The 25,171-nt window shown below is 67.3% G+C and carries 21 protein-coding genes; 15 read left to right on the top strand and 6 right to left on the bottom strand.

Annotation, left to right across the window (positions count from 1 at the left end):
- Positions 1–12: 12 nt before the first annotated feature.
- Positions 13–1,242 (bottom strand): alpha/beta hydrolase, encoded by a 1,230-nt coding sequence (locus ABZX86_RS34650; RefSeq protein WP_355129771.1) that lies wholly within the window; start codon positions 1,240–1,242, stop codon positions 13–15.
- Positions 1,243–1,353: 111 nt separating this feature from the next.
- On the opposite strand from ABZX86_RS34650, the gene ABZX86_RS34645 reads away from it, so the two are divergent.
- Positions 1,354–1,971 (top strand): TetR/AcrR family transcriptional regulator, encoded by a 618-nt coding sequence (locus ABZX86_RS34645; RefSeq protein WP_355129769.1) that lies wholly within the window; start codon positions 1,354–1,356, stop codon positions 1,969–1,971.
- Positions 1,972–2,047: 76 nt separating this feature from the next.
- On the opposite strand, the gene ABZX86_RS34640 is transcribed toward ABZX86_RS34645, so the two are convergent.
- On the bottom strand, positions 2,048–3,061 hold the full coding sequence (locus tag ABZX86_RS34640) for an LLM class flavin-dependent oxidoreductase (protein WP_355129767.1): 1,014 nt from the start codon (positions 3,059–3,061) through the stop codon (positions 2,048–2,050).
- Positions 3,062–3,213: 152 nt separating this feature from the next.
- On the opposite strand from ABZX86_RS34640, the gene map reads away from it, so the two are divergent.
- From map to ABZX86_RS34625, 3 genes are all read left to right on the top strand, one after another.
- Positions 3,214–4,077: a type I methionyl aminopeptidase gene (map, locus tag ABZX86_RS34635; RefSeq protein WP_355129765.1), complete on the top strand. Its 864-nt coding sequence runs from the start codon at positions 3,214–3,216 to the stop codon at positions 4,075–4,077.
- Positions 4,074–5,675 carry a cobyric acid synthase gene (locus tag ABZX86_RS34630; protein ID WP_355129763.1) on the top strand — a complete coding sequence of 534 codons (1,602 nt, stop codon included), beginning with the start codon at positions 4,074–4,076 and terminating at the stop codon, positions 5,673–5,675. The genes map and ABZX86_RS34630 overlap by 4 nt, the downstream gene beginning before the upstream one ends.
- 105 nt (positions 5,676–5,780) lie before the next feature.
- Positions 5,781–6,344: an alpha/beta hydrolase gene (locus ABZX86_RS34625; protein WP_355129762.1), complete on the top strand. Its 564-nt coding sequence runs from the start codon at positions 5,781–5,783 to the stop codon at positions 6,342–6,344.
- Here ABZX86_RS34625 and ABZX86_RS34620 read toward each other — a convergent pair.
- Positions 6,324–7,373, bottom strand: a complete 1,050-nt coding sequence (locus tag ABZX86_RS34620) for an alpha/beta hydrolase (protein WP_355129761.1) — start codon at positions 7,371–7,373, stop codon at positions 6,324–6,326. The genes ABZX86_RS34625 and ABZX86_RS34620 overlap by 21 nt on opposite strands.
- Before the next feature lie 173 nt (positions 7,374–7,546).
- Between ABZX86_RS34620 and mqo the strand changes: the two genes are divergently transcribed.
- The 6 genes from mqo to ABZX86_RS34590 all read left to right on the top strand — a co-directional run bounded on the left by mqo (position 7,547) and on the right by ABZX86_RS34590 (position 14,768).
- Complete coding sequence (gene mqo / locus ABZX86_RS34615) at positions 7,547–9,070, top strand: malate dehydrogenase (quinone) (RefSeq protein ID WP_355129759.1); 1,524 nt, start codon at positions 7,547–7,549, stop codon at positions 9,068–9,070.
- 38 nt (positions 9,071–9,108) lie between these two features.
- A complete protein-coding gene (locus ABZX86_RS34610) occupies positions 9,109–9,561 on the top strand; it encodes a GNAT family N-acetyltransferase (protein ID WP_327144881.1) in 453 nt (150 codons plus the stop codon).
- Between the two features lie 301 nt (positions 9,562–9,862).
- A complete protein-coding gene (locus ABZX86_RS34605) occupies positions 9,863–11,968 on the top strand; it encodes a magnesium chelatase subunit D family protein (protein WP_355129757.1) in 2,106 nt (701 codons plus the stop codon).
- 303 nt (positions 11,969–12,271) lie between these two features.
- On the top strand, positions 12,272–12,892 hold the full coding sequence (gene cobO, locus ABZX86_RS34600) for a cob(I)yrinic acid a,c-diamide adenosyltransferase (protein WP_327144883.1): 621 nt from the start codon (positions 12,272–12,274) through the stop codon (positions 12,890–12,892).
- Positions 12,886–14,283, top strand: coding sequence for a cobyrinate a,c-diamide synthase (locus ABZX86_RS34595; RefSeq protein ID WP_355129755.1), 1,398 nt, complete (start codon positions 12,886–12,888; stop codon positions 14,281–14,283). Before cobO ends, ABZX86_RS34595 begins: the two co-directional genes overlap by 7 nt.
- A gap of 95 nt (positions 14,284–14,378) precedes the next feature.
- Positions 14,379–14,768, top strand: a complete 390-nt coding sequence (locus ABZX86_RS34590) for a cobalamin biosynthesis protein (protein ID WP_355129753.1) — start codon at positions 14,379–14,381, stop codon at positions 14,766–14,768.
- A gap of 162 nt (positions 14,769–14,930) precedes the next feature.
- Here the strand turns inward: ABZX86_RS34590 and ABZX86_RS34585 are convergent, their stop codons facing one another.
- Together ABZX86_RS34585 and ABZX86_RS34580 are read right to left on the bottom strand one after the other, a co-directional pair.
- Positions 14,931–16,031, bottom strand: a complete 1,101-nt coding sequence (locus ABZX86_RS34585) for a hypothetical protein (RefSeq protein ID WP_355130007.1) — start codon at positions 16,029–16,031, stop codon at positions 14,931–14,933.
- A 14-nt stretch (positions 16,032–16,045) separates the two neighbouring features.
- A complete protein-coding gene (locus tag ABZX86_RS34580) occupies positions 16,046–17,182 on the bottom strand; it encodes a phosphotransferase family protein (RefSeq protein WP_355129751.1) in 1,137 nt (378 codons plus the stop codon).
- 325 nt (positions 17,183–17,507) lie between these two features.
- Here ABZX86_RS34580 and ABZX86_RS34575 point away from each other — a divergent pair, with 325 nt between their 5' ends.
- The 4 genes from ABZX86_RS34575 (at position 17,508) to ABZX86_RS34560 (ending at position 22,482) form a co-directional block, all read left to right on the top strand.
- Entirely contained in the window at positions 17,508–18,857 is a 1,350-nt protein-coding gene (locus tag ABZX86_RS34575) for a DoxX family protein (RefSeq protein ID WP_355129749.1), read from the top strand.
- Between the two features lie 62 nt (positions 18,858–18,919).
- Positions 18,920–19,327, top strand: a complete 408-nt coding sequence (locus ABZX86_RS34570; protein WP_355129747.1) for a PPOX class F420-dependent oxidoreductase — start codon at positions 18,920–18,922, stop codon at positions 19,325–19,327.
- A gap of 124 nt (positions 19,328–19,451) precedes the next feature.
- A complete protein-coding gene (cobA, locus tag ABZX86_RS34565) occupies positions 19,452–20,714 on the top strand; it encodes a uroporphyrinogen-III C-methyltransferase (protein WP_355129745.1) in 1,263 nt (420 codons plus the stop codon).
- Between the two features lie 307 nt (positions 20,715–21,021).
- A complete protein-coding gene (locus ABZX86_RS34560) occupies positions 21,022–22,482 on the top strand; it encodes an MFS transporter (RefSeq protein WP_355130005.1) in 1,461 nt (486 codons plus the stop codon).
- A 158-nt stretch (positions 22,483–22,640) separates the two neighbouring features.
- On the opposite strand, the gene ABZX86_RS34555 is transcribed toward ABZX86_RS34560, so the two are convergent.
- Entirely contained in the window at positions 22,641–23,633 is a 993-nt protein-coding gene (locus ABZX86_RS34555; protein WP_355129743.1) for an SMP-30/gluconolactonase/LRE family protein, read from the bottom strand.
- 649 nt (positions 23,634–24,282) lie between these two features.
- Here ABZX86_RS34555 and ABZX86_RS34550 point away from each other — a divergent pair.
- A complete protein-coding gene (locus ABZX86_RS34550) occupies positions 24,283–24,918 on the top strand; it encodes a metal-dependent phosphohydrolase (protein ID WP_355129741.1) in 636 nt (211 codons plus the stop codon).
- Positions 24,919–25,171 lie beyond the last annotated feature (253 nt).

Genomic DNA, 25,171 nt, shown 5'->3' with positions numbered 1-25,171 from the left:
CGGCGGGGCTGATCAGGCGACGGCGGTTCGAGCGGGGACGGGCAGACCGGCCGGGGTGGTGTCGAGCCAGTCGAAGATGCGCTGGTGGGTCAGGAGCATGGCGCCCATATGGCAGTGCTCGCCCGCGCCTTCGGCCTCGGTGCCGGTGATCAGATCCTTCGGGCAGGTCAGGGCCGCATAGACGCGCTGGGCTTCGCCACGGAAGAACTGGTCGTTCTCGGCGTCGAGAACCAGTGTGGGGCACTGGATTTCGGTGATCACATCGGCGAGGGTGTAATCCGCGGTGCGGCGGATGTAGTCGGCGGGCGAGGCGGCGCCGAAGGTCCACGGGCCATTGCGCAGCGCCCAGCGGACGGTGGTGTCGAAGGCCATGATCATCGCGGCCACGTGATCGGCCTCCTCATCGCGACCGGCGGCAATCCACTCCGACAGGAACGGCGGGAGAATGCGCTGGTGGACGCCGTGATAGTCGAAGAGGCCGTCATCGAGAATCAGTGCGGCCACGCGGTGTTCGAAGGCCGCGGCCCGAGCCGCCAGGAAGCCGCCGAGGCTGTAGCCGAACAGTGCGATCCGGTCCGGGTCGATCTCCGGCACGGTGAGCGCGAAATCCACGACCGGGGTGATGACCGCTTCCCAGTCGGGCCGGAACGGCAACCCCTGCTCACGAATCACCGCACCCTGGCCGGGTCCGTCGAAAGCCAATACCTGATAGCCGCGGGCCAGCGCGCCGGCGGCCAGCGCGAAGTAGGACTCCTCCAGCGTGGAATCGAATCCGCTGTTGAAGATGACGGTCGGGCGGGGCGTCCCGGAGTCGTCGACCAGGTACAGGTAGCCCGGAAGTGTGGTGTCCGCGTAGGGAATCGACACCGATCGCACCGGGGTGTCCATCAGTTCTGCTGCCTGCGAGAAGGTTTCGCGCGACAGCCGGGAGAGTTCGCGGGCCTGCGGATCGTCGGCCGGATGGTCGCGGCGGTAGAACTCGGCGGTGCGGTAGTAGTTCGACGCGCGCAGCAGCGCCTCGCGGGCGCTGACCCGGCGGCCCGCCGCGGCGCATGTCGACCCGATGCCGTGCACCCGCCGAGCGGTGGCCTCCCACTCGCGCAGCCAGGCCGCCTCGTCGCCGTCGGTTATCCGGCTCGCGGTCGACACCACCTCGCCGAGTTCGGCTCCGCCGTAGCAGGCGAATCCGGCCGCGCGCAGCGTCTCGAAGGAGAAGGACTCGTCGTCGAATAGGAATTTCATGGCCTCGACCTCTCGATTTACGTCGATACGACACCGTTTCGTCGTATGAGAAATACGGTAACCGCACCCACGACGAAACGCAACCGTTTCGTCGTTGCTAGAGTCAGGGTCATGACCGACGACTCCAGCCCGCGCACCCGCAAACCCGCGGGCGCGGCCGTGATGCAACCGCAGGTGACCGCGGCCATCCGCACCGCCGCCTTCGAGGAATTGGCCGACGTCGGCTACGGCAAGCTGTCCATGGAGGCGGTCGCCCGCCGCGCGGGCGTCAGCAAACCGACCCTCTACCGCCGCTGGCCCGGCAAGGAGCAATTGGTGCTGTCGCTGGTCGCGGAGGTGGCGGTGGACGCCGCCGACACCCCCGATACGGGCAGCCTGCGCGGCGACATACGCGCCTTCCTGGAGGTTGCGGCGGCGGGCCTGACCCACCCCCTCGCGTCTCGGATCATTCCGGACCTGCTCGCACAGGCAATGCGCACGCCAGCCCTCGCCATGGCTCTGCAAACCGGCGTCGGTGAGGGCCGTCGCGTCAAGGTCGTCGCACTGCTGGAACGCGCCATCGACCGGGGCGAACTTCCCGCCGACGTGAATCTCGAACTGGCCCTGGATTTCCTGCTGGCCCCACTCTTCTGGCGCGCTCTGCGCGGCGGCGATCCGACCACTCCCGAATACCTCGACGAATTGACGGACATGCTGCTCGCTGCTTTGGGGGCCACCCCGCAGACATGAGAAACGGATGGGCTCCCGATGGTGATCGAGGACCCATCCGTCGAATGTTTCGTGCCATTCAGCTGATTCGTGCGATTCATCGCACCTGCGGGGCCACCTTCTCGCCGAGCAGTTCGATATTGCGGAGCACCTTGTCGTGCGGGAGGGTGCCGACGCTCGTGTGCAGCATGAAGCGGTCGAGGCCGAGAGTGTCTCGGACATCGGCGATCTTGCTTGCCACGTGGTCGGGCGTGCCGACGAAGAGCGAGCCGCTCCGTGAGCGCAGACCTGCGAATTGCTCGCGGGTCATCGGTCCCCAGCCCCGTTCGCGGCCGATGCCGGTCATGGCGCGGGCGTAGGGCGCGTAGAAGTCCGCGACCGCCTGCTCATCGGTGTCGGCCACATACCCGTGGGCGTGCACCGCGATCGGCTGCGGTTCCTGACCGCCCTCCTCCAGTGCCCGGTGGTACAGGTCCACCAGCGGCTTGAAGCGCGCGGGCTCGCCGCCGATGATGGCGATCGCCAGCGGCAGGCCGAGAAGCCCTGCGCGGATGACGGATTCGGGGCTGCCGCCGACGGCGATCCAGACCGGCAGCGGACGGTTCTCGGTGCGCGGGTAGACGATGGCGTCCGTCAGCGGTGCGCGGAACTTGCCGGACCAGGTGAGCGGACCCTCCTCGCGGATCTTCAGCAGCAGTGCCAGCTTCTCCTCGAAGAGTTCGTCGTAGTCGGCCAGGTCGTAGCCGAACAGCGGGAAGGATTCGATGAAGGAGCCGCGGCCGGCCATGAGTTCGGCGCGGCCGTTCGACAGCCCGTCCAAGGTCGAGAAATCCTGGTACACGCGTACCGGATCATCGGAGCTCAATACCGTCACCGCGCTGGTGAGCTGAATCCGCTCGGTGCGCGAGGCGATGGCCGCCAGCACCATGGCGGGCGAGGAGGCGGCGAAATCCTTGCGATGGTGTTCACCCACGCCGTAGACGTCGAGCCCGGCGGCCTCGGTGGCCACGGCCTCCTCGACGACCTGGCGCAGCCGCTCACCTGCGGTGGGCACCGGCCCGTCGCCGCCGACGGGATGAGTCTCGGCGAATGTCGTCAGTCCCAATTCCACGGCTCTACGCCCCTTCCGAATTTGTTTCCAAGTCAACCTAAAGCTTAAACGGACCGTAGTCCGGAAACATTCCGCGCTTGTCCGGGCGGGTTCATCGCCGGGACTTCCGCGCTGGACGCGAGCCGCCCGCATCGGGCGGATAGTCTTGTTCCATGTCAGTGCGCACCCGCCAACCCCTCGTTCCCGGCACCCAGTCGCCCATCCGCGAGGTGCCGAAATCCATCGAGCGGCCCGAGTACGTATGGAAGAAGACCGCCAACGAGGGCCATGAGCCCTGGGTGCAGACGCCGGAGACCATCGAGGCCATGCGGGTGGCGAGCAAGCTCGCCGCGCAGGCGCTCGAGGCGGCGGGCAAGGCGGTCGCTCCCGGCGTCACCACCGATGAGCTGGACCGCATCGTGCACGAATACCTCATCGACAATGGCGCGTACCCGTCGACGTTGGGCTACAAGGGCTTTCCCAAGTCCTGCTGCACCTCGCTGAACGAGGTCATCTGCCACGGCATCCCCGACTCGACCGTCATCGAGGACGGTGACATCGTCAATATCGATGTCACCGCCTACATCGGCGGTGTGCACGGCGATACCAACAAGACCTACTTCGCCGGCGATGTCGACGAGGAGGCGCGCCTGCTGGTCGAGCGCACCGAAGAGGCCACCATGCGCGCCATCAAGGCCGTGCGGCCGGGCCGGGCGCTCAATGTGATCGGCCGCGTCATCGAGTCCTATGCCAATCGCTTCGACTACGGCGTGGTGCGCGATTTCACCGGCCACGGCGTCGGCCCGACCTTCCACAGCGGCCTGGTGATCCTGCATTACGATCAGCCCGCCGTGGAGTCCACGATCGAAACCGGCATGACCTTCACCATCGAGCCCATGATCAATCTGGGCGGCATCGACTACGAGATCTGGCCCGACGGCTGGACCGTGGTCACCAAGGACCGTAAGTGGACCGCCCAGTTCGAGCACACGCTCGTGGTGAACGAGAACGGCGCGGAGATCCTGACTCTCCCGTGAAAGGTGCGCTGCTGATCGCGGGCACCACCTCCGACGCCGGGAAAAGCGTTGTGGTGGCGGGGCTTTGCCGCATGCTGGCCCGGCGCGGCGTGCGCGTGGCCCCGTTCAAGGCGCAGAACATGTCCAATAATTCCGTCGTCACGCTGGACGGCGGGGAGATCGGGCGGGCGCAGGCCTTGCAGGCGCGCGCCTGTGGACTCGAGCCGAGCGTGCGGTTCAATCCGGTGCTGCTGAAGCCCGGTAGCGATCGGCGCTCGCAGCTCGTGGTGCGCGGACGGGCGGTGGATACCGTCGGGGCGAAGGACTACTTCCGGCATCGCACCGAATTGCGCGCGGTGGTCGCCGAGGAATTGGCTTCGCTGCGTGCGGAATTCGATGTGGTGATCTGCGAGGGCGCCGGATCGCCCGCCGAGATCAATCTTCGGGCAACGGATCTGGCGAATATGGGTTTGGCGCGCGCCGCCGGGCTGCCGGTCCTGCTGGTCGGCGATATCGATCGCGGAGGAGTGCTGGCGCATCTGTTCGGCACCGTCGCGATCCTGGAACCCGAAGACCAGCAACTGATCTCCGGCTACATCATCAACAAGTTCCGCGGCGATGTGGACCTGCTGCGCCCCGGCATCGATCAGCTCACCGAACTCACCGGCCGCCCCACCCTCGGTGTCATCCCCTTCGCCGAGGATCTCTGGATCGACGCCGAGGACTCACTGAGCACCATTGCCGACGCCCCGGTCGGCCGCTCCCGGCCGCCGCTGGGCAAGGACTGGCTGACCGTCGCCGCCATCCGCCTGCCCCGGATTTCGAACTCCACCGATATCGAGGCCCTGGCCTGCGAGCCCGGCGTCTCGGTCCGCTGGGTCACCGACCCTTCACGACTGGCCGGAGCCGACCTGGTGGTGCTGCCCGGCAGCAAATCCACCGTGAGCGACCTGGAGTGGTTGCGCCGCACCGGAATCGCCGCCGCCCTGCAAGCCCGCGCGGCCACGGGCGGCCCCATTCTCGGCATCTGCGGCGGCTACCAAATGCTCGGCCGCACCATCGAAGATCGTGTCGAATCCACCGCAGGCACCGTCGAGGGCCTGGGCCTGCTCGATCTCGAGATCGAATTCCACGACCCGAAGGTGCTGCGCCGCAGCGCGGGTCACGCGCCGGGGTATGCGAGCGCCGCGGATGTCCCCGGCGATAGCCGTGCCGCGGCGGATGAGGGTATCGCCATACTCCGTCCCGGCCGTGCTCCGGGTATCCCGGTGCACGGCTACGAGATTCATCACGGCCGGGTTCGTGCCACGGGTGATCGACCCTGGCTGGACTTGAACGGCGCACCCGAAGGCAGTGTGCGCGACGCCATCTGGGGTACGCACCTGCACGGTGCCCTCGAATCCGACGAATTCCGCCGCGCCTGGCTGCGCGAGGTCGCCGATCGTGCTGGTCGGTCCGATTTCCTTGTGGCCGACAATGTTTCGGTGGATCAGGTGCGTACGACCCAGCTCGACCTGCTTGCCGACCTCATGGAGAAGTATCTCGATCTCGCGGCTCTGGAGCGCCTGATCGATGCGAGCGCGCCCGCGAATCTGCCGACCCTCACAACGACTCGGTGATTTTCATGAACGATCGGCATTTCTGCGTCCCGATAGTGATGCCGGTCACAGCAATCGGGGCGACTCGCGTTCGGGACTTTCGCGCGCCCTGTAGCGTAATTCGTTATGGAATCTAGGCGGATCACGGTCGGTGACCGCGTATGGGCCGTGCGGGTCGGAGGCACCGAATCTCGTCACCACGTGCTCCTGCTCCCCGATGCGGGCGATCCGGCCGACGTATACGACGGGGTCTGTGAACGACTGCAGACCTCGGACCTGCGCACCATCGTCATCGAACCGGCGGATGGGCTCGACAGCGCGGCGGTCTTCGGCATCCTCGACGAACTGAAGGTGCCGTGGGCGAATCTGGTCGGCAGCGGTAGCGGCGCCGACCTGGCCTGGCAGCTCGCGGCTCGCGGTTTCGGCCGCTTCATGAGCCTCATCGCAGCAGGTAGCGGTCATCCCGCGGCCCCGGGTGCGGACGGGGCGATCGCCGACGCCACCTGCCCGCCGGTCGAGATACCGACCACCCTGCTCGCCACCAAGCGCCTGCCGCGCCCGGCGGCCGAGGCCTCCGGGCGCTACGTCTACGGCGAATTCCGGCTCGTCCCCGTGGACGTCACGGATGTGGCCGCCGAAGCGGGCCACGAACTCGCCACCGAGATCGTGCTACGCACCAGCTTCTGGTGATGTAGCCAGCCACTCCAGCCAGGAATCGAGCTCCTTGAACGCCTGGGTGCGCGGCTTTTCCGACGACAGGAACACGTCGTGCCGCGCACCTTCGATCGGCACGATGTTGGTGCGCTCGCCCAGGCAGCCCGACCAGCGCTGAATCTGCTTCACATCCAGCACCACATCCGCCACATCGGCGGCCGGACCGTACTTGCTCATGAAGCGGGTCAGCTTCGACCGCAGCACCAGCGCGGGCACTCCGATATCGAGCCCGCGGTGCACCCGCAGATGTCCGCGCCGGATGGCGCGCAGCCAGCCCGCGTGAATGGGGAAGCCGGTCAACGGCTTCCAGTCCAGGTTGTAATCCCACTCACCGGATGCGGTGCGGTGCAGGCTGTCTCCGTAGGTGGAGATCTTGCCGAGCGGCAGCTGCGCCATGGCGCTCAGGCGCCCGATGCCCTGCAGCAGCGCGGTGCTGAGCGGATTGCGGTAGTACGAGGGGCCCTGCAGATCGAACCACGGGCTGTTGAGCACCAGGCCGGTAATGCCCTGTGCGCGAGCGCCTCCCGTGGCCTGCAGCCGGTTCAGCCACAGTGAGGTGACCAGCCCGCCCGTCGAATGCCCCATGACGAGCACCGGCAGCCCGGTCTCCTCGCGAATGATGCGCAGCGAGCGGTTCAGCTCCACGTCGTAGAGCGCGAGATCGGTCACGAAGTGCGGCGTCTGCCCCGCGCGGGTGGAGCGCCCGCACTTGCGCAGATCGAGCGCGTAGAAGGCGAATCCCTGCGCGGCCAGGTGCTCGGACAGATGCTCTTGGAAGAAGTAGTCGGTGAACCCGTGCACGAACAACACGGCGCTGGTGGCGACCGGCTGATCGCCGGGCGTATAGCGGACCAGCGTGGCGAAGGCGTCGCCCTCGCCGTCGGGATCCGGGCCCAGCGGCAGCGTGCGCTGCTGATAGTCCGGCCCGAGCACATCGGGCTGCCACGCGCCCGTGGCCTGGGTCGGAGCGGATGAGGCGGCGGTGGATGACGTATCAGAGGTCACCTGCTCAAGATAATCCCCGGCGGGCGGAAAGGGAGCTTGGAGGTATCTCTCACAATTGGGCTTTTCGTTGCTGGATTTCGGCGTGTCCAGGGGCACAATCGAACCTAGGTGAACGACGGGTAACCTAACTGCCGCTGGGTTGCCTCACACAGACAAGGAAGTCGATCAACACCGTGTCGAACGCTGCCACGATTGAAAAGACCGATGTAGTCCTCATCGGTGCCGGCATCATGAGTGCCACCCTCGGTGCATTGCTTCGACAGGTGCAACCGGACTGGACCATCTCGCTCTTCGAGCGGCTCGACGCCGCCGCGGCCGAGTCGAGTGACCCCTGGAACAACGCGGGCACCGGCCACTCGGCCCTGTGCGAGTTGAACTACACGCCGCGCAATGCCGACGGCTCGGTGGAGATCACCAAGGCCATCGACATCAATGAGCGGTTCCAGGTCTCGCGCCAGTTCTGGTCGTATTCCGCGGAGAACGGCGTTCTCGCCGATCCGTCGAACTTCATCAACCACGTACCGCACGTGAGCTTCACGCACGGTGCGGACGGAGTGGAGTACCTGCGCAAGCGCCAGGACGCGCTGTCGCGGCACCCGCTCTTCGAGGGCATGGAGTTCATCGACGATGCCGACGAGTTCGCGCGCCGACTACCGCTCATGTCGAAGGGCCGGGATTTCTCCGATCCGGTCGCGCTGAACTGGACCGACTACGGCACCGATATCGACTTCGGCGAGCTCACCAAGGAGCTGCTGGCCTACCTCGGCGCTTCGGGTGCGGATATCGCCTTCGGTCACGAGGTCAAGAACCTGACCAAGCAGTCGGACGGCTCCTGGCTGGTGAAGGTGCGCAATCTGCGCACCCGCAAGACCCGGGTCATCAACGCCAAGTTCGTGTTCGTCGGCGCGGGTGGCGGCGCACTGCCGCTGCTGCAGAAGTCCGGCATCAAGGAGATCGCCGGATTCGGCGGCTTCCCGGTGTCCGGCCTGTTCCTGCGCTGCAAGAACCCCGAGCTCATCAAGCAGCACGAGGCCAAGGTCTACGGCCAGGCTTCGGTCGGCGCGCCGCCGATGTCGGTGCCGCACTTGGACACTCGTGTCATCAATGGTGAGCGCGGCCTGCTCTTCGGCCCGTACGCGGGCTGGACGCCGAAGTTCCTGAAGGACGGCAAGAACACCGACCTGTTCAAGTCGGTGAAGCCGAACAACCTGTTCTCCATGCTGGGTGTCGGCGTCACCGAGATGGGTCTGGTGCAGTACCTGGTCGGCGAGCTGCTCAAGTCGCAGTCCGGGCGGGTCGAGGCGATGGAGGAGTTCCTCCCGCGCGCCGACGGCAGTGACTGGGATCTGATCATCGCCGGTCAGCGCGTGCAGGTCATCCGCCGCAAGGGTGCGGGCGGTGTGCTCGAACTCGGTACCGCGGTCGTCGCGGCCGAGGACGGCACCATCGCCGGTCTGCTGGGTGCGTCCCCGGGTGCGTCCACCTGTGTCAGCGCCATGCTCGACGTCATGAAGCGGTGCTTCCCGGGCGAATTCGCTTCGTGGGAGCCGAAACTCAAGGAAATGGTGCCGTCCCTGGGCGTCAAGCTCTCGGAGAACCAGGCGCTCTACCGCGAGGTCTGGGAGTGGTCCAACAAGGCGCTGCGCCTGGATCACGACAAGACGCCGAAGCATTCCGGGGTCACATCTCACGCGTAGTTGTGGCATTGCACGCGTAGGTGTGATAGCAACAATCGATGATGTCAACGGTTGCTCTCAAACGGTCATGGGCCCTGGATCTGGACACCAAGACTCTGTACAGGCTGTTGAAACTTCGTGTCGAAGTGTTTGTCGTCGAGCAGAAATGCGCATACCCGGAGCTCGACGGTCTGGACCTGCTTCCGGAAACACGACATTTCTGGCTCGACGACGAGGGTGAGGTCATTTGCACCCTCCGGCTGCTCGAAGAGCACGATGACGGCGTGAAGTCCTTCCGGATCGGGCGCCTGTGCACCACCCCGCCCGCGCGCGGCCACGGCTACACCACCCGCCTGCTGCAGGCGGCCCTGGCCGAGACCGGCACGGGCGCCACCGTGCGCCTGAACGCGCAGACCTACCTGGTCGATATGTACACCAAGCACGGATTCAAGGTGGACGGCGAGGAATACATCGAGGACGGAATACCGCACCTGCCGATGCGCCGAGGCTGACGTGATCCCCGCAACCGAATCGGTTGCGGGGATTCCTTTTTCAGGGGCTGACGGTGCTGTCCCTGCCTGTTGCGCCTATCTGCCGCCTCCCGGGTCCGAGTCTCCGGCTCCGTCTGCAGGCTCCGGCCGCCGCGTCCGTGCGCTGTCTGCCGCATCGCATCCGCTCGGTGCCGCCTGCATCGCCTGGGCCGCAGGTGGTCGCATACGCCGCTGCCGGGTGGGCCGATCTAGGTGACTGCTCGCTCGTGGACCGGCCGGGGTACCTCCAGGCTGCGCACGCGGCGCGCATAGAGTTGACGGCGTGTCCGTCTCCTCTGTGGCTTACTCCGAATCCGAGCGCGCGGTCTCCGATGTCGAGGCCGGGTTTCCGTTCTCGGCGGTGGTCGGGCAGGAGCGGTTGCAGTTGGCGCTGATTCTCTGCGCGGTGCATCCCGGAATCGGCGGGGTGCTGGTGCGCGGGGAGAAGGGGACCGCGAAGTCGACCGTGGTGCGCGCGCTGGCGCAATTGCTGCCGCCTGTGGTCGACGAGAGCGGCGCGCGGCCCGCCCGGCTGGTGGAATTGCCCGTGGGCGCCACCGAGGACCGTGTGGTCGGATCCCTGGATCTGGAACGGGTGCTGCGCGACGGCGAACAGGCGTTCAAGCCGGGGCTGCTCGCGGCGGCCCACCACGGAGTGCTCTACGTAGACGAAGTGAATCTGCTGCACGACCATCTGGTGGATGTGCTGCTCGATGCCGCCGCCATGGGGCGCGTGCATATCGAGCGGGACGGCGTCTCGCACTCGCATCCGGCGCGCTTCGTGCTCGTGGGCACCATGAATCCCGAAGAGGGCGAACTGCGGCCGCAGCTGCTGGACCGGTTCGGCCTGACCGTGGATGTGGTCGCCTCCCGCAATGTGGATGTGCGTATGTCGGTGGTGCGCCGCCGGCTCGATTACGAGGCCGATCCGGCCGGATTCGCCGCCGGTTATGCCGGCGCCGATCGTGAAGTGGCCGAACGCATTCTGACCGCCCGGGACCGGATCGGCGAGGTCACGCTGGACAATGTCGAACTGCGCCGGATTGCCGCACTGTGCGCCAGCTTCGATGTGGACGGTATGCGCGCGGATCTGGTTGTCGCCCGCACCGCGACCGCGCACGCCGCCTGGCGTGGCAGCGCCGCGGTGACCGAGGAGGACGTTCGGATCGCGGCGGAACTCGCACTGCCGCACCGCCGTCGGCGAGATCCGTTCGACGAACCCGGGATCAGTGAAGAGCAACTCGACGAGGCTATGGAGCAGGCGGCCGATGAGGCGAACCGTGAGACGCAGGACGGCGGTGCCGACGACCTGGGAAAAGGTAATGCGACCCCGCAGGATGATGCGGGGTCGCAGGACCAGCGGGTAGCAGGTTCACCGGAACCCGAGGATGATCCGGACGGTCCCGGCGGCGGTGCGGATTCGCCTGCGGGCGAAGCGGATTCACCGCAGCAGTCAGATAGCGGACCGGATTCGCCTGCGGAAGAACAGGATTCGCTGCCGGACCGGCGGCCTGCCGATCCGAACCAGGATTCCTCCGGCGACCAGGAGTCGGGGCGACCGGCGCGTGAAGGTCGCTCCGGCATGCCTTCCCAGTCGGTGGCCAAGCCCCCGCGCTGGGAGGTCCCCGGTGTCGGCGAGGGTGCACCGGGCCGTCGCTCGCGTGCCCGTACCCGCCAGGGCCGCGTTGTGCGCGCCACTCCCGAAACCGGTACCGGCCTGCACCTGCTCGGCACTATCTTCGCGGCCGTCCCGCATCAGCGCGCCCGCGGCCGGATCAATGGTCCCCTGGAATTCGCCGCCGCGGATCTGCGCGGCGCGTATCGCGAAGGGCGCGAAGGCAATCTGGTCGTCTTCGTGGTCGACGCCTCCGGCTCGATGGCTGCCCGGGACCGCCTCTCCGCCGTCACCGGCGCCATCGTCGCGCTACTGCGCGATTCCTATCAGCGCCGCGACAAGGTCGCCGTCATCACCGTGCGCGGCGCGGATGCCGAACTGGTGCTCCCGCCCACCTCCTCGGTCGATATCGCCGTCCGCCGCCTCGCGGATCTGCGCACCGGCGGCAAAACCCCACTCGCCCAGGGCCTCCTGAAGGCCCGCGAAGTCATTGCCCGCGAACGCATCCGCGACCCGCACCGCCGCCCCATGCTCGTCATGCTCACCGACGGCCGCGCCACCGGCGGCCCCGACCCGGTGCCCCGCGCCCGCGCCGCCGCTCGCCTGCTGGCCAACGACTCGGTCACCGCCATGGTCGTCGACTGCGAACGCGGCATGATCCGCCTCGGCCTCGCCCGCGACCTGGCCCGCGAACTCCGCGGCGGCTACCTGCAACTGGCCGAACTCACCGGCGATTCAGTAGCCGGTGTCGTCCGCGCGACCCGCGCCGCCTGAGCGCAGTACCTACTCGCCTGACCTACTGAGGTTCAACTCGTGAAGTCGTCCCCCCTCGTCCGCCCTCGCCGGAATGACGAGGCGACACCGCGCATACAAGCTCAGTAGCCGGGTCGCCGGCGTGAGGCTGGTCAGCCGATCATCAGGAACTGGTGCAGGCATCGGCCGAGAACGGCGCGCCATCAGTTCCTGATGATCATGAAAGCGCGGTGGCCGGGCCGGGACCGGGGGCGGTGGCTGGGTATGGCACCGTAGATTCCCGACGGCCGCACTCTGGCCGCGTCAGGAGAAGGAGCGCAGACGATGCCCCAGGGCGTGCCACTGCCGGAGACCATTCCGGATGACGGACTGACCACGCGGCAGCGCCGCAATCAGGCCGTGCTCGCCATCCACACCGGGCCGGGCAAGGGGAAGTCGACCGCCGCGTTCGGGATGGCCTTGCGCGCTTGGAATCAGGGCTTCGATGTGGCTGTCTTCCAATTCGTGAAGAGCGCCAAGTGGAAGGTGGGCGAGGAGGCCGCCTTCCGCACCCTCGGCAAGTTGCACGAGGAAACCGGCGCGGGCGGCGCGGTCGAGTGGCACAAGATGGGGGAGGGCTGGTCCTGGACGCGCAAGCAGGGCAGCGATGAGGATCATGCCGCCGCCGCGCTCGCGGGCTGGCAGGAGATCTCCCGCCGCCTGGCCGCCGAACAGCACCGCTTCTATGTGCTCGACGAATTCACCTACCCGCTCAAATGGGGCTGGGTGGATGTGGACGAGGTGGTCGAGACGCTGCGCAATCGTCCCGGCAATCAGCACGTGGTGATCACCGGCCGCGATGCCCCGCAGGCGCTCATCGAGGTCGCGGATCTGGTCACCGAGATGACGAAGGTCAAGCATCCGATGGACGCGGGCCGCAAGGGCCAGCGCGGCATCGAATGGTGAGTGTGCCCGCGGTGGTGGTGGCCGCGCCCGCATCGGGCAGCGGTAAGACCACTCTCGCCACCGGACTGATCGGCGCGCTGCGGCGGGCCGGGCATCGGGTGGCGCCGTTCAAGGTGGGGCCCGATTACATCGATCCGGGCTATCACGGACTGGCTGCCGGTCGGCCCGGGCGCAATCTGGATCCGGTGCTGTGCGGGGCCGAGCGGGTGGTTCCGCTCTACCGGCACGGCAGCGCGGGCTGCGATATCTCCGTGGTCGAGGGCGTGATGGGCCTGTTCGACGGCCGCATCGACGAACACAACACCGAACCCGTGGCGGAGGGCTCCACCGCGCAGATCGCCGCCATGCTGGGCGCACCGGTCGTCCTGGTGGTGGACGCGCGCGGCCACAGCCAGAGCCTGGCGGCGCTGCTGCACGGATTCGCCACCTTCGACAGCGGAATCCGTTTGGGCGGAGTCATTCTCAACCGTGTCGGCAGCGAACGGCACGAACAGGTCCTGCGTGCCGCCTGCGCCCGCGTCGGCCTGCCGGTACTGGGCGCACTGCCACGCCTGGACGAATTGGCCGTGCCGTCAAGGCATCTCGGCCTCGTCCCCGCCGTGGAGCACGGCTCCGCGGCGCAGTCCGCGGTCGACGCCATGACCGATCTTGTTGCCGCGCATATAGATCTGGCGGCCGTGGCTGCCCTGGCGAGTTCGAATATCACGGGCCCGGCATGGGATCCGGTCGAGGAGCTGCGGCTGGCGGTCGCACCTCCTACTGGCGGCCCCATCATCGCCGTAGCAGGCGGAGCCGCCTTCACCTTCGGCTACGCCGAACACCGCGAACTCCTCGAAGCCGCAGGAGCCCGCGTGGTCGTCTTCGACCCCCTGTGCGACGAACTACCCTCCGGCACAGCCGGTTTGGTCATCCCCGGCGGCTTCCCCGAGGAACACGCCGCCTCCCTGGCCGCCAACACCCACCTGCTCACCACCATCGCCGACCAGGCGCGCCGCGACCTCCCCATCCACGCCGAATGCGCCGGCCTGCTCTACCTCACCCGCTCCCTCGACGGCCACCGCATGGCCGGCGTAGTCGAAGCCGACGCCGAATTCGGCCCCCGCCTCACCCTCGGCTACCGAGACGCCGTGGCCCTCACCGACTCCCCCCTCTGGCAAGCCGGAGAACGCGTCCGAGGCCACGAATTCCACCGCACCCGCCTCGCCACCGCCCCCTCCGACCCCCTCGCCTGGGCCTGGCGCGCCCCCTCCGGCGAAACCATCCGCGAAGGCGCCATCCTCCGCAACGTCCACGCCTCCTACCTCCACACCCACCCCGCCGGAAACCCCACCGCCATCACCCGCTTCGTCTCCACCGCAGCCGATTTCACCCGAACCCATGTCCCGGCCTGACCTGGCAGTCGGGGTCGGTATGAGCTCGGGGGTCGAAGCAGTGGCCATTGTGAAAGCGGAGGCGCTCGGCACGCCCAGCGTGGCCGAGGCGGCGAATGTCTGAGCGGCAGTGCGGGCCTGCGGCGCATCAGCTGGCGGTGGGGGTGGGAATGCGGTCGGGAGTAGCAGCCGAGGCCATCGTCGACGCGATCCGGGAAGTGCTGGGGGATATGGCCATCGGGTGCTTGGCGACCGTGGACAGGCGGTCGGCGGAGCCCGGCCTGGTGGCGGCGGCGGAGCAGCTCGGGGTGCCCCTGGTGGTGTTCACGGCGGCGCAGCTGGCGAGCGTGGCGGTGCCGAGCCCGTCGGTGCGGACGGCCGCGGCGATCGGCACGCCCAGCGTGGCCGAGGCGGCTGCGGTGCTGGCGGCCGGTAATGGTGAGCTGGTGATCCGCAAACGGGTGGTAGGTGGACTCACCGTGGCGGCCGCCACTATTCGGCGCTGAGCATCGCACTTCGGCGGCACGGCCGAATCGAACAGTGCGAACATCGGCCAGTGACGCCGGTCCGCGAAGCCGACCGCCGCGCGCGCCGACTGGTTGGGTTGTCGGCGGGCGCGGCGGCGGTGCGGATCATTCACAGGGAGTGGATGATTCGCGGTCTGGGGGTTAGGGCGAGACCGAGCCCCAGTCGGCGAAGCCGGTGGGGTCGTGGCGGCCGAGGCTGCCGTGTTCGAACAGGCCCCAGCCCACGTCGTCGCCGCAGCGGGCCTTGCCGACGTGGTCGATGACGCTGAAGGGGATGCGGCCCGCGATGGCGGGATCGGTCAGGTCGAAGCTCTTGCTCTCGGACCAGTTGCGGCCCTTCCACTGTCCGTGCTGCCAGTCCGGATCGCCGCCGTAGCCGCAGCCGACATTGAGGGCGATATGGGTGCCGGCCTCGACCTCCACCTCGAGCGGCTTGCCGTCGGGGGTGGTGAGGTCCAGGCGCACCGAGGTCGGAATGCGGGTGCCGGACTTGTACTTCAGATTGATGCGCGGCCAGCCCAGCTGCTCGATGCGGCCGTCGTGCCAGATCCGGGTGGCATCGTTCAGGGTGCGGAAGCCATTGGGCTCCTCCTGCACGATGACGATGATCGAATAGTCGTCGAAGCGCAGCGGCACGTACAGCCACCAGAAGCCCTCGGACGGTTCGGAAGCCACGCGCCCCGCCGGATCGGATTCGCCGACCGGCCGGATGCCCCAGGAGCGGTCGCGGGTGCCGGTCCAGTTCGCCGGATCGACGGTGATGTCGGCGCCGTCGACATGCAGTGTGCCGGACCAGGATCCGACCTGGGCGAAGCGCTGCGCATCGATCATGGCCTTGTTCATGCCGGTGATGATGGTGTGCGCCTCCTCCTGTACGACCGGGAACGCGCCGTCCCAGGTCATATCGAAGGACAGGTCCTCGTGCTCGCAGATCACCCGTAGCTTCTGCAGCGGCTCGATGATCTCGATCCGGTACCCGCCGACGGCCAGGTCCAGGCCGCGCTGGTCCAGTGCATCCGAGAACCGCACCGCGTGCTGGGTGTCGCCGCGCCGCACGGTGGCGAAGGCGTCGGTCACACCCAGGTTCGGGTACACGCCGAACCCGGTGATCAGCATCAGGTCACCGGTGGTGTCGATGGCATTGAAGTAGCTGCGGTCGTAGAAGTTCTTATCGCTGCTGACCACCCGCGCCATCGGCAGTGGCGCCTGGTGGATGGGGAATTCGTCGAGCGGGCCGATCATGGGTTTCATAGCTCTCAATCCCAGGCGTAGGTGCCGTCGAGCATGGCCTCGAGCAGCGGTCGGTGCATGACGTAATCGTCGCGATCGTCGGTATCGGTGTCCTCACCGAAATGGATCATGCGGCGCTTGATGCGGCCCATCACGATGCCGTGGCGCAGCGCCGCGTACATCAGGTACCAGTCCAGATCGCGGACCGCGTGCCCGGTGGCCTCCTCGTACAGCTTCTCGACATCGCTGCGCCGCAGGAAGTCCGGCAGTCCGGGCTGATCGAAGCGGGTCGCGATGTCCTGGAAGAAGCGGTGGATCAGGATGGGCCAGGCCACATCGAGTTCCCGCGGGCCGAGGGCCGCCATCTCCCAGTCGAGGACGGCGACCAGATCGCAGTCCTCGTTCTCCTGGAACATGATGTTGCCGGGCCGGGCGTCACCCCAGTTGAGCACATCCGGCCCCGAGTCCTCCGGCCAGTTCTGCTCCAGCCATTCGAAGGTGCGCTCCAGCAAGGGAATACGGAATCCGTCGCGGGCGAGCGCCCAGTCGTACCACTGCTTCTGGGCCTCGAAATGCCGGCGCAGCGCCGAACCCTCGCCGTCCAGCATGGGGAAGCGCTGGGCGGGGTTCTCGATGCCGTGCACCTTGGCGATGACCTCGACGGTCTTGCGGGTGATCTCCAGCCGCTGTTCCGGCGTGGCGTCGAAGACCCAGCCGAAGAACACGTACGGCGGATTGTCTTCGCAGACACGGCCATTCACGCGCCGCATGACGAAGAACGTGGAACCGAGCACCTTCGGATCGGTCTCGATCCAGCACAGCTCCGGCACCGGTGCGTCGGTGGCCTCGGCGACTCCGGCCATGATGGCGTACTGGGTTTCCAGGTCGTACTTCTCGAAGACCGGGAAGGAGCTGTCCTCCGGCGCCAGGCGCGCCACGTAGGAGCCGCCCGCGGGCTGCCCGTTCTCGGTCCATTCGGCGTCGAAGAGCAGCGTGGTGCTGGACATGCCGCCCGCCTGCGGCTTGGTCAGCGAAGTGACGCGGGGCGCCCCGTCGGCTACGACCTTGGTGGCGAGCCAGCTCGCCAGTTGTGCCGCGAGTTGATCCTCGTCGCGGTCGGAGACGGTGAGTTCCCATCTCTGGTTGGGGTCGTCGGCCGACATGTCTATTCCTCCTGGCATGGAAAGGCAGGCGTGTCAGGCGCGGTTCGGGCGGGCCGGAAAGGGCCGCTGTGACCCGCACAACACGGTGCCGAGAAATGTAACGTGTTCCAGTTCGATTGTGCAGGGGTTGCGGGGTCGAGTACCGGTGAATGGGATGACCGCTCGACGGGAATTCCGGCGCGGCGGTAGTGCTGGCACGTCATCACCTTGGGGGCTGGCACGTAATCCCGCAGAGGTATGCCGGAGCTCCGGAAAAGGGGGATAACCCGGAGGCGTCGAGATCGCATTCGAACTACGGTCGAAGTTCGGAGCGAGGGGATGTGCGATGAGTGTGCGAACAGTAGGTACCGCAACGGATTTCGAGGATCTGGCACCGGAGCGGAACCGCGAGTGGCGACCGGCCTTCCGGATTCTCTTCCGCTTCGTGATCGCCTATTGCACGCTGTTCTGCGTCCTTTACCCGCAGCCGATCTTCGCATTCTTCGGCATCGTCCAGAAGTGGCTGCCGGACGATCTCCTGCAGAAGTACGCGGATCTGCCCGGCCCCTTGGTGCGCTGGACCGGGCGCACCGTCTTCGACCATCCGGGCGTCCACCTGAATTTGGATTCCGGCAGCGGCGATCAGCTGTATCTGTGGATCGAGGTCTTCTGCATTCTGATCGCCGCGGTGCTGGTGACCGCGGTATGGAGTGTGCTGGACCGCAGGCGCACCGAATACCGCACGGCGGCCGGCTGGTTCCTGCTGTTCTTCCGGGTCATGCTGGCCGGTCAGATGCTGAATTATGGCTTCGCCAAGGCGATTCCCCTGCAGATGCCGGTCCCCGGCCTGGCCACACTTGTGCAGCCCTACGGCGATTTCAGTCATATGGCGGTGCTGTGGAATCAGGTCGGCGTCTCACCGGTCTACGAGAGCCTGCTCGGCCTGGCCGAGATCACCGGCGGTCTACTGCTTCTGCTGCCGCGCACCCAGGTGGCCGGTGCGCTGCTCAGCCTGGTGAGCATGGCGCAGGTGTGGGTGCTGAACATGACCTTCGATGTCCCGGTCAAACTGCTGGCGTTCCACCTGTTGCTGCTGTCGATGGTGCTGCTGGCCCCGGATGCGCGGCGGCTCGCCACCGCACTGCTGGGCGGCGCGGCGGGGCCCTCGACCGCCCCCACCCCGTTCCGGACGCGGCGATCCCGGCGGATCTCCGATATCGCACTGGTGGTGCTCGCGCTCTGGTTCGTCCTGGGCCAGGCGGTCGGGGCCTGGGACGGCTGGCACAAGTACGGCCCGGGCCGGCCGCAGTCCGAGCTGTACGGCATCTGGAACGTCACCGAGTTCACCAGGGACGGGCAGTCGGTGCCGCCGCTGCTCACCGATGAAACCCGCTGGCGGCGAATGGTGTTCGACGATCCGGGTGTGGCGATCTACCAGCGTATGGATGACGGCATGGTCCCGGTCCTGACCGAATTCGACAGTGGCGCACACCGTCTCACCCTGCGTGCGCCCTCGGGCTCCGAGCTTTTGGCGAGCTTGACCTACGAACGGCCCGCACCGGATCGGCTCACGCTGACCGGCGAACTCGAAGGCCATCCGGTGACGCTGGCGCTCACGCTCGTCGACTCGGATCGAATGCCGATCCGCCAGGGCGGATTGCATCTGGTGCAGGACTACGCCAACGGCGTGAAGTGACGCGCCGGCGGCGTGAAATAGTGCCGGGAATCAGCCTGCAGCACAGTCTGTTCACACCATCCGTGACCACACTTCCCGAGGGACTCAAGAAGCACATCGACGAGTCGAAGGTATTCGCCACGGTGGCGACCATCGGCGCCGACGGCCAGCCGCATCTGACCGTCGTCTGGCTCGACCGTGAGGGCGACGAGTTGGTGTACTCCACCTCGGTGAGCCGGCAGCAGTACAAGAATCTGGTGCGCGACCCGCGGGCCACCGTCATGATCACGCCGCCGGACAACCCGTACGTCTATGCCGAGATTCGCGGCACCGTCACCGTGGAGCCGGACCCCGAGCGGGCACTGCCGGACCGGATGTCAGTGAAGTTCACCGGGCAGACGTACGGGGAGTTCATGCCGTCCTCGCTGACCGACCCCGCCGAGCGAGTGGTCGTCCGCATCACCCCGGCCAAGGTCCACAGCCGCATCTGAATCGGCGTCCGCCCGCGTAGAGCCAGGCACGATTCCCAGCCGCGCGTGACGGCCCGATATCGGTTGCCGCGCGGCTGCCGGGCGATTGTTCCGGTTTTCCGTGCACACCGTAGGCTCAATCCTTGTGCCGAACACGTCAGCCGCATCCGATGACCAGCCTGTAGGCGACCCGAACTACCTGGTCGGGCTCGATCTGAACGGGCGCCGCGTGGTGGTGGTCGGTGGTGGGACCGTGGCGCAGCGCCGGCTCGGGCTGCTCATCGCCTCCGGTGCGGATGTGCACGTGATCAGCCGCGAGGCCACTCCGGCGGTCGAGGGCATGGCCACCTCGGGGCAGATCTCCCTGCAATTGCGCGAATATGCCGACGGCGATCTCGAGGACGCCTGGTACGCGCTGGTGTGCACCGACGAACCCGAAACCAATGCGGCCGTGGTGGCCGAGGCGACGCGGCGCCGCATCTTCTCCGTGCGTGCCGACAATGCCCGGCTCGGTACCGCCGTCACTCCGGCCACCGCGCGCTACGACGGGATGAGCCTCGGCGTGCTCGCCGGTGGGCAGCATCGCCGTTCGGCCGCGGTGCGCAACGCACTCCTGGAAGCACTGCAATCCGGTGTGGTGACCGATGATTCGGGTCCGGTGGCCGCGGGTGTGGCGCTCATCGGCGGCGGCCCCGGCGATCCGGACCTGATCACCGTGCGCGGCCGCCGACTGCTGGCGCGTGCGAATCTTGTTGTCGCGGATCGGCTCGCGCCGCCGGAACTGCTGGCCGAACTCGGCCCGGACGTCGAGGTCGTGGACGCCGCCAAGATTCCGTACGGCCGCGCCATGGCCCAGGAGGCCATCAATACCGCGCTCATCGAGGGCGCCAAGGCCGGAAAGTTCGTGGTCCGCCTCAAGGGCGGCGACCCGTATGTCTTCGGCCGCGGCTACGAAGAACTCGAGGCCTGTGTCGAAGCCGGTGTTCCGGTGACGGTTGTGCCCGGCGTCACCAGCGCCATCTCGGTGCCCGCCCTGGCCGGAATCCCCGTCACCCATCGCGGTGTCACCCATGAATTCGTCGTGGTGAGTGGGCACGTCGCCCCGGACCACCCGGACTCCCTCGTCGACTGGCCCGCGCTGGCCCGGCTGCGCGGCACCATCGTGCTGCTCATGGCCGTGGAGCGCATCGACAAGTTCGCCGCCGCACTGCTGGAGGGCGGTCGCGCCGCGAATACCCCGGTGACCATCGTGCAGGAGGGCAGCCTGCGCACCCAGCGCATCGTCCGCGCCGACCTCTCGACCGTCGCCGAGCAGGTGCGCGCGGAAGCCATTCGCCCCCCGGCCATTATCGTCATCGGCCCCACCGCCGGATTCACCGCCGGCGACCCCGACGCCGCCGCCCTCTGAGCGCAGCGGGACCGCTCACCGTGCCCAAAGTTCCCGCTGATGCGACAGCCGACACCCCACACCGTTCCGCGACGTCGGCCTCGGCCGCCGCACAGCAGCTGTCGACTCTGCGCAGCATCTATTGGAGCTGTGAGGCGCCGGCGGGGGCTGCGCGGTGGTCTGGGCCGCGGCATCGATCGGCGCCGCGGCCGCTTCTGCTACCGCGCGATCGGGCCGCTGTGCTGAGTCGATCGCGCGGGAACGAGATCGGTTCGGTCCGTCCGGCATCCATTACAGTGTCGGAGTGCTCGATAATCCCGCTGCGACGATGCAGTATCCGGTGACCAAGCGGGCGTTCGGGCTCGCGATTCTCGTATTGAGCGGGCTGCAGTTGATGGTCGTGCTCGATGGCACCGTCATGATTCTGGCGTTGCCGCGGGTACAGGAACAGCTGGGTCTGTCCAGTGCGGGCAGCGCCTGGACCGTCACTGCCTATGGTCTGCCGTTCGCGGGTCTGATGCTGCTCGGTGGTCGACTAGGGGACTCCTTCGGCCGTAAGCGCATGCTGATTCTCGGCGTCGGCGTCTTCACGGTGGCCTCGGCGCTCTGCGGTACTGCCCAGAACGAGGCCTGGCTGATCGCTGCCCGCGCACTGCAGGGCACCGGTGCGGCCATTGCCGCGCCGACCGCATTCGCCTTGGTGGCCACCACTTTCGCGCCCGGCCCCGTCCGAAACCAGGCCATCGCGATTCTCGGTTCCATGGTGGGCATCGGCTCGGTCGGCGGTCTGGTGGTCGGCGGTGCGCTGACCCAGGTGGATTGGCGCTGGATCTTCTGGATCAATGTGCCGATCGGCCTGCTCATCGTGCTCGGCGCGATCTACGAGCTGCACGACACCGAACACCACCGCATCTCACTGGATATTCGCGGCGCGGTGCTGGGCACCCTGGCCTGTGCGGCCATTGTGTTCGGCGCGACCGAGGGTCCGCAAATGGGCTGGGACAGCCCGATTATCATCGGCTCGCTGCTCGGCGGACTGGCGCTGCTGATCGTGTTCGTGTTCGCCGAACGCAGTGTCGCCAATCCGCTGCTGCCGTGGTCGCTGTTCGACAGCCGCGATCGCGTGATCTCGTTCGCGGCCATCTTCCTGGCCTCCGGTGTGCTGGGTGCGACAACGTTCTTCGTGGCGCAGTTCCTGCAGAATGTGCTCGGCTACAGCCCGCTCATGGCGGGTCTGGGCAGTATCCCGTTCACGCTCGGCGCGGGCGTCGGCACCGCGGTGTCGTCCAAGGCGGTGCAGTACGTGCAGCCGCGCTGGCTGCTGTTCGGTTCGGCGATCGTGCTGGCGGCCGGGCTGTTCTTCGGTTCCACCATCGACAGTTCGGTGGAGTACTTCCCGACGCTGCTCGGACTGCTGTGCGTGGTCGGCTTCGCGGTCGGCATGGTCATCGTGATTCTGCCGCTGTGCGTACTGGTCGGTGTGGACATGGCGCATATCGGCCCGCTGTCGGCGGTCGGGCAGATGTTCATGAATATGGGCACGCCGTTCGCGGTCGGTCTGCTGAGTCCGGTCGCGCTCTCGCGCACGCTGTCGCTGGGTGGCACCACCGGCAAGGTCACCGAAATGACCTCCGCGCAGATCGACGCGCTCGGCAGTGGTTACACGCTGGTGCTGTTCGTCTGCGCGCTCGGCACGGCGTTCATGGGCTTGCTGTCACTGTCGCTGCGCTACACACCGGAGCAGCTGTCCCAGGCGCAGCATGCTCAGGACGCCGCGCAGAAGTCCTGAGGCCCCGCGTCGCCGTAGTTCTGAGGGGACCTGTGTCACTGGTAGTTCTAGAGGACCTGTGTCACTGGTAGTTCTAGGGGACTTGCGTCACCGCGACCGCCGATTCGCTGAGGACCCGCGTCGCCGTAGTCCTGAGGGGACCTGTGTCACCGGTAGTCCTAGGGGACCTGCGTCACCGCGATCGCCGATTCGCTGAGGCTGCCGAGATAGAGGGCGCCGTCGTGTTCGGCGGCGGCGGTCACCATGCCGTAGTCGGTGCCCTCGCGCTGCAGATCGTGCACGAGCGTGCCGTCGAAGTCGAAGGCCATGGCCCAGACGGTGCGGGCCGGTTTCGGTTGCAGCCGTTCGGGAATCGCCCAGGAGATCTGCCGCAGGATGCCCGGCAGCGGAAGCAGGTTGTCCAGCAAGGGGTTTCGCGGTGCGGCGAGTGAAACCCAGACCAGGCCGTCGCTGCCGAGCAGCATATTGTCCGGGAAGCCCGGCAGGTTCTCGACGAGCCGGTCGCAGGTGCCCGTCTGCGGGCCGGACAGCCGATACCGGGTCACACGGTAGGCGCCGGTCTCGGCGACCAGAACGCAGGAGCGGTCCGGCGCGAGCACCACGCCATTCGCGAAATCCAGCCCGTCGATGAGGGTTTCGACCGTGCCGTCCGGATTGCGGCGCAGCAGGCGACCGGTGCCGGAGTGCTCCATGATGTCGCCCATCCACTGCTTCAGGGGCCAGCGACGCGAGGACTCGGAGAAGTAGATGGTCCCGTCGCCGTCGGCGACCACATTGCTGGTGAAATTCAAGGCCGCACCGTCGACCTCCGCCACCAACACTTCGATCGCGCCGCCCGGCTTGTCCAGCCGCAGCAGCCCGCGCTCGGCATCGCAGATCAGCAGTGCGCCATCGGATTCCACATGCAAGCCGAGCGGCCGCCCGCCGGTGTGCGCGATCTGCTCCACCGCCCCGGTCGCCGGATCAACGGCCAGAATCGCCCCGTCATCGATACCCGTCAACAGCCGCCCATCAGCCGCGACCACCACGTCTTCCGGTCCCCGGCCGGGCAATTCGAGCAACCGCAGCGCGGGCATTTCGGGGGTACTGCGGGTTTCGCGCGCACGAGGGGTGGCGGGCGGCGGTGTCCACCGGTGAGGTTGCATCGACATGGATTCCAGTATCTGCCAACGCAACGCACAGCGCGAGGATGAAGACACTCGCCACCCGCTGCGCGAGGACGAAGAGATCCGCCACCTCGCCGTGTGAGAAGAGATCTGCCACCCCGCCGGGTGGGCAGAGGTCCTCACCTCGTCGTGTGGGAAGGGGCCGTCACCGCGTCGTGTGGGAAGGGGCCGTCACCTCGTCGTGTGGGAAGGGACCGTCACCGCGTCGTGTGGGAAGGGGCCGTCACCTCGTCGTGTGGGAAGGGGCCGTCACCGCGTCGTGTGGGAAGGGGCCGTCACCTCGTCGTGTGGGAAGGGACCGTCACCGCGTCGTGTGAGCAGAGACCGCCACCTCGTCGCGTGAGCAGAGATTCGCCACCTGTCGCGCGAGGGGGTCGCCTGGAGTAGTGAAAACGCGGCAGTCCGAACTTCCCCTTGGGCCGCAGCGCCGGACACGTGTGGGCGGCAGCGCTATACGGGTGCGGGACCGGGGTGCTGCTGCACGGATGGGACAAGCGTGCTGCAACACGGTGTGGGACGAGCGTCCGGCAGTGCGGTGTGGGATGGGGGTGCAGATATGCGGCCGGGGCACAGTGGCGAAGAGCACCGTGATTCAGGGCTGTTGTCTCGGCGGCACATTCGGCAGACTGCGTAGATGGGGACGAGTCTGGACGCAGAACTGCTGGACCGCTGGACCGAGCTGGCCGGACCGTCGGCGCGGGCGGTGGGGGAGGACCTGGTCCGCCGCTACAGCGAACCGCACCGCCGCTATCACACCGTCGAGCATCTGGCCGCAATGCTGAGCATCATCGACGACCTGGCCGCCGACGCCGCCGATATCGCCGCCGTACGCTACGCGGCCTTCTTCCACGATGCCGTGTACTCGGTCGAGGGCGGCGACAATGAGGAGGCCAGCGCCGCGCTGGCCGAAACCGCGCTGCCCGCAATGGGTTTGGACGCCGAGCTGGTGGCCGAGGTAGCCCGCCTGGTCCGGCTCACGGCCGGACACCACCCGGACCCCTCGGATCGCAATGGCGGCGTCCTCTGCGATGCCGACCTGGCCATCCTGGCCGCCGGCGAATCCGCCTACGCCGCATACGCGTCCGCAGTCCGCGCCGAATACGCACACGTCCCCGACGAGCTGTTCCGCAAGGGCCGCGCGGCCGTCCTCCAGGGCCTCATCCAACAGGAACACCTCTTCCGCACCCCCACCGCCCGCGCCCGCTACGACAACGCAGCCCGCGCCAACCTCGCCGCCGAGCTGATCACCCTCTCCGAGCCAGGAGCCTGACCCATGGCTGCCTGCACAGGCACCAATTGTCGATGCGTCTGAGTGCTGACAAGAGCAAAAGACAAAGACGCCTGGACAAGAAGGGCAAGACATAAGAACAAGACGAAAGCTAAAACCCGGATATTCTGAATAGCCTTATATCACAACGGAATTCGACTTTCGAGGTCTGTTTTCGCGGAGTAGAATAGAGGCATGGAATCAGGGGGAGAATCCGCAATCGCGACCGGTGCAGCCGCACTGGTCGCGGCGGTCG

Origin of the sequence: Nocardia sp. NPDC006630 (genome assembly GCF_040611495.1) — a bacterium.
In the GTDB taxonomy this organism is placed as follows: domain Bacteria; phylum Actinomycetota; class Actinomycetes; order Mycobacteriales; family Mycobacteriaceae; genus Nocardia.
Note: the sequence above shows the minus strand (reverse complement) of the source record. Positions and strands in the feature narration are given on the sequence as shown.

What these genes read in the sequence shown, in the direction of transcription:
- ABZX86_RS34650 (WP_355129771.1), bottom strand. Translation starts at nt 1,242, where the DNA reads ATGAAATTCCTATTCGACGACGAGTCCTTCTCCTTCGAGACGCTGCGC.
- ABZX86_RS34645 (WP_355129769.1), top strand. Translation starts at nt 1,354, where the DNA reads ATGACCGACGACTCCAGCCCGCGCACCCGCAAACCCGCGGGCGCGGCC.
- map (WP_355129765.1), top strand. Translation starts at nt 3,214, where the DNA reads ATGTCAGTGCGCACCCGCCAACCCCTCGTTCCCGGCACCCAGTCGCCC.
- ABZX86_RS34625 (WP_355129762.1), top strand. Translation starts at nt 5,781, where the DNA reads ATGGAATCTAGGCGGATCACGGTCGGTGACCGCGTATGGGCCGTGCGG.
- ABZX86_RS34610 (WP_327144881.1), top strand. Translation starts at nt 9,109, where the DNA reads ATGATGTCAACGGTTGCTCTCAAACGGTCATGGGCCCTGGATCTGGAC.
- cobO (WP_327144883.1), top strand. Translation starts at nt 12,272, where the DNA reads ATGCCCCAGGGCGTGCCACTGCCGGAGACCATTCCGGATGACGGACTG.
- ABZX86_RS34595 (WP_355129755.1), top strand. Translation starts at nt 12,886, where the DNA reads ATGGTGAGTGTGCCCGCGGTGGTGGTGGCCGCGCCCGCATCGGGCAGC.
- ABZX86_RS34590 (WP_355129753.1), top strand. Translation starts at nt 14,379, where the DNA reads ATGTCTGAGCGGCAGTGCGGGCCTGCGGCGCATCAGCTGGCGGTGGGG.
- ABZX86_RS34585 (WP_355130007.1), bottom strand. Translation starts at nt 16,031, where the DNA reads ATGATCGGCCCGCTCGACGAATTCCCCATCCACCAGGCGCCACTGCCG.
- ABZX86_RS34580 (WP_355129751.1), bottom strand. Translation starts at nt 17,182, where the DNA reads ATGTCGGCCGACGACCCCAACCAGAGATGGGAACTCACCGTCTCCGAC.
- ABZX86_RS34575 (WP_355129749.1), top strand. Translation starts at nt 17,508, where the DNA reads ATGAGTGTGCGAACAGTAGGTACCGCAACGGATTTCGAGGATCTGGCA.
- ABZX86_RS34560 (WP_355130005.1), top strand. Translation starts at nt 21,022, where the DNA reads ATGCAGTATCCGGTGACCAAGCGGGCGTTCGGGCTCGCGATTCTCGTA.
- ABZX86_RS34555 (WP_355129743.1), bottom strand. Translation starts at nt 23,633, where the DNA reads ATGTCGATGCAACCTCACCGGTGGACACCGCCGCCCGCCACCCCTCGT.
- ABZX86_RS34550 (WP_355129741.1), top strand. Translation starts at nt 24,283, where the DNA reads ATGGGGACGAGTCTGGACGCAGAACTGCTGGACCGCTGGACCGAGCTG.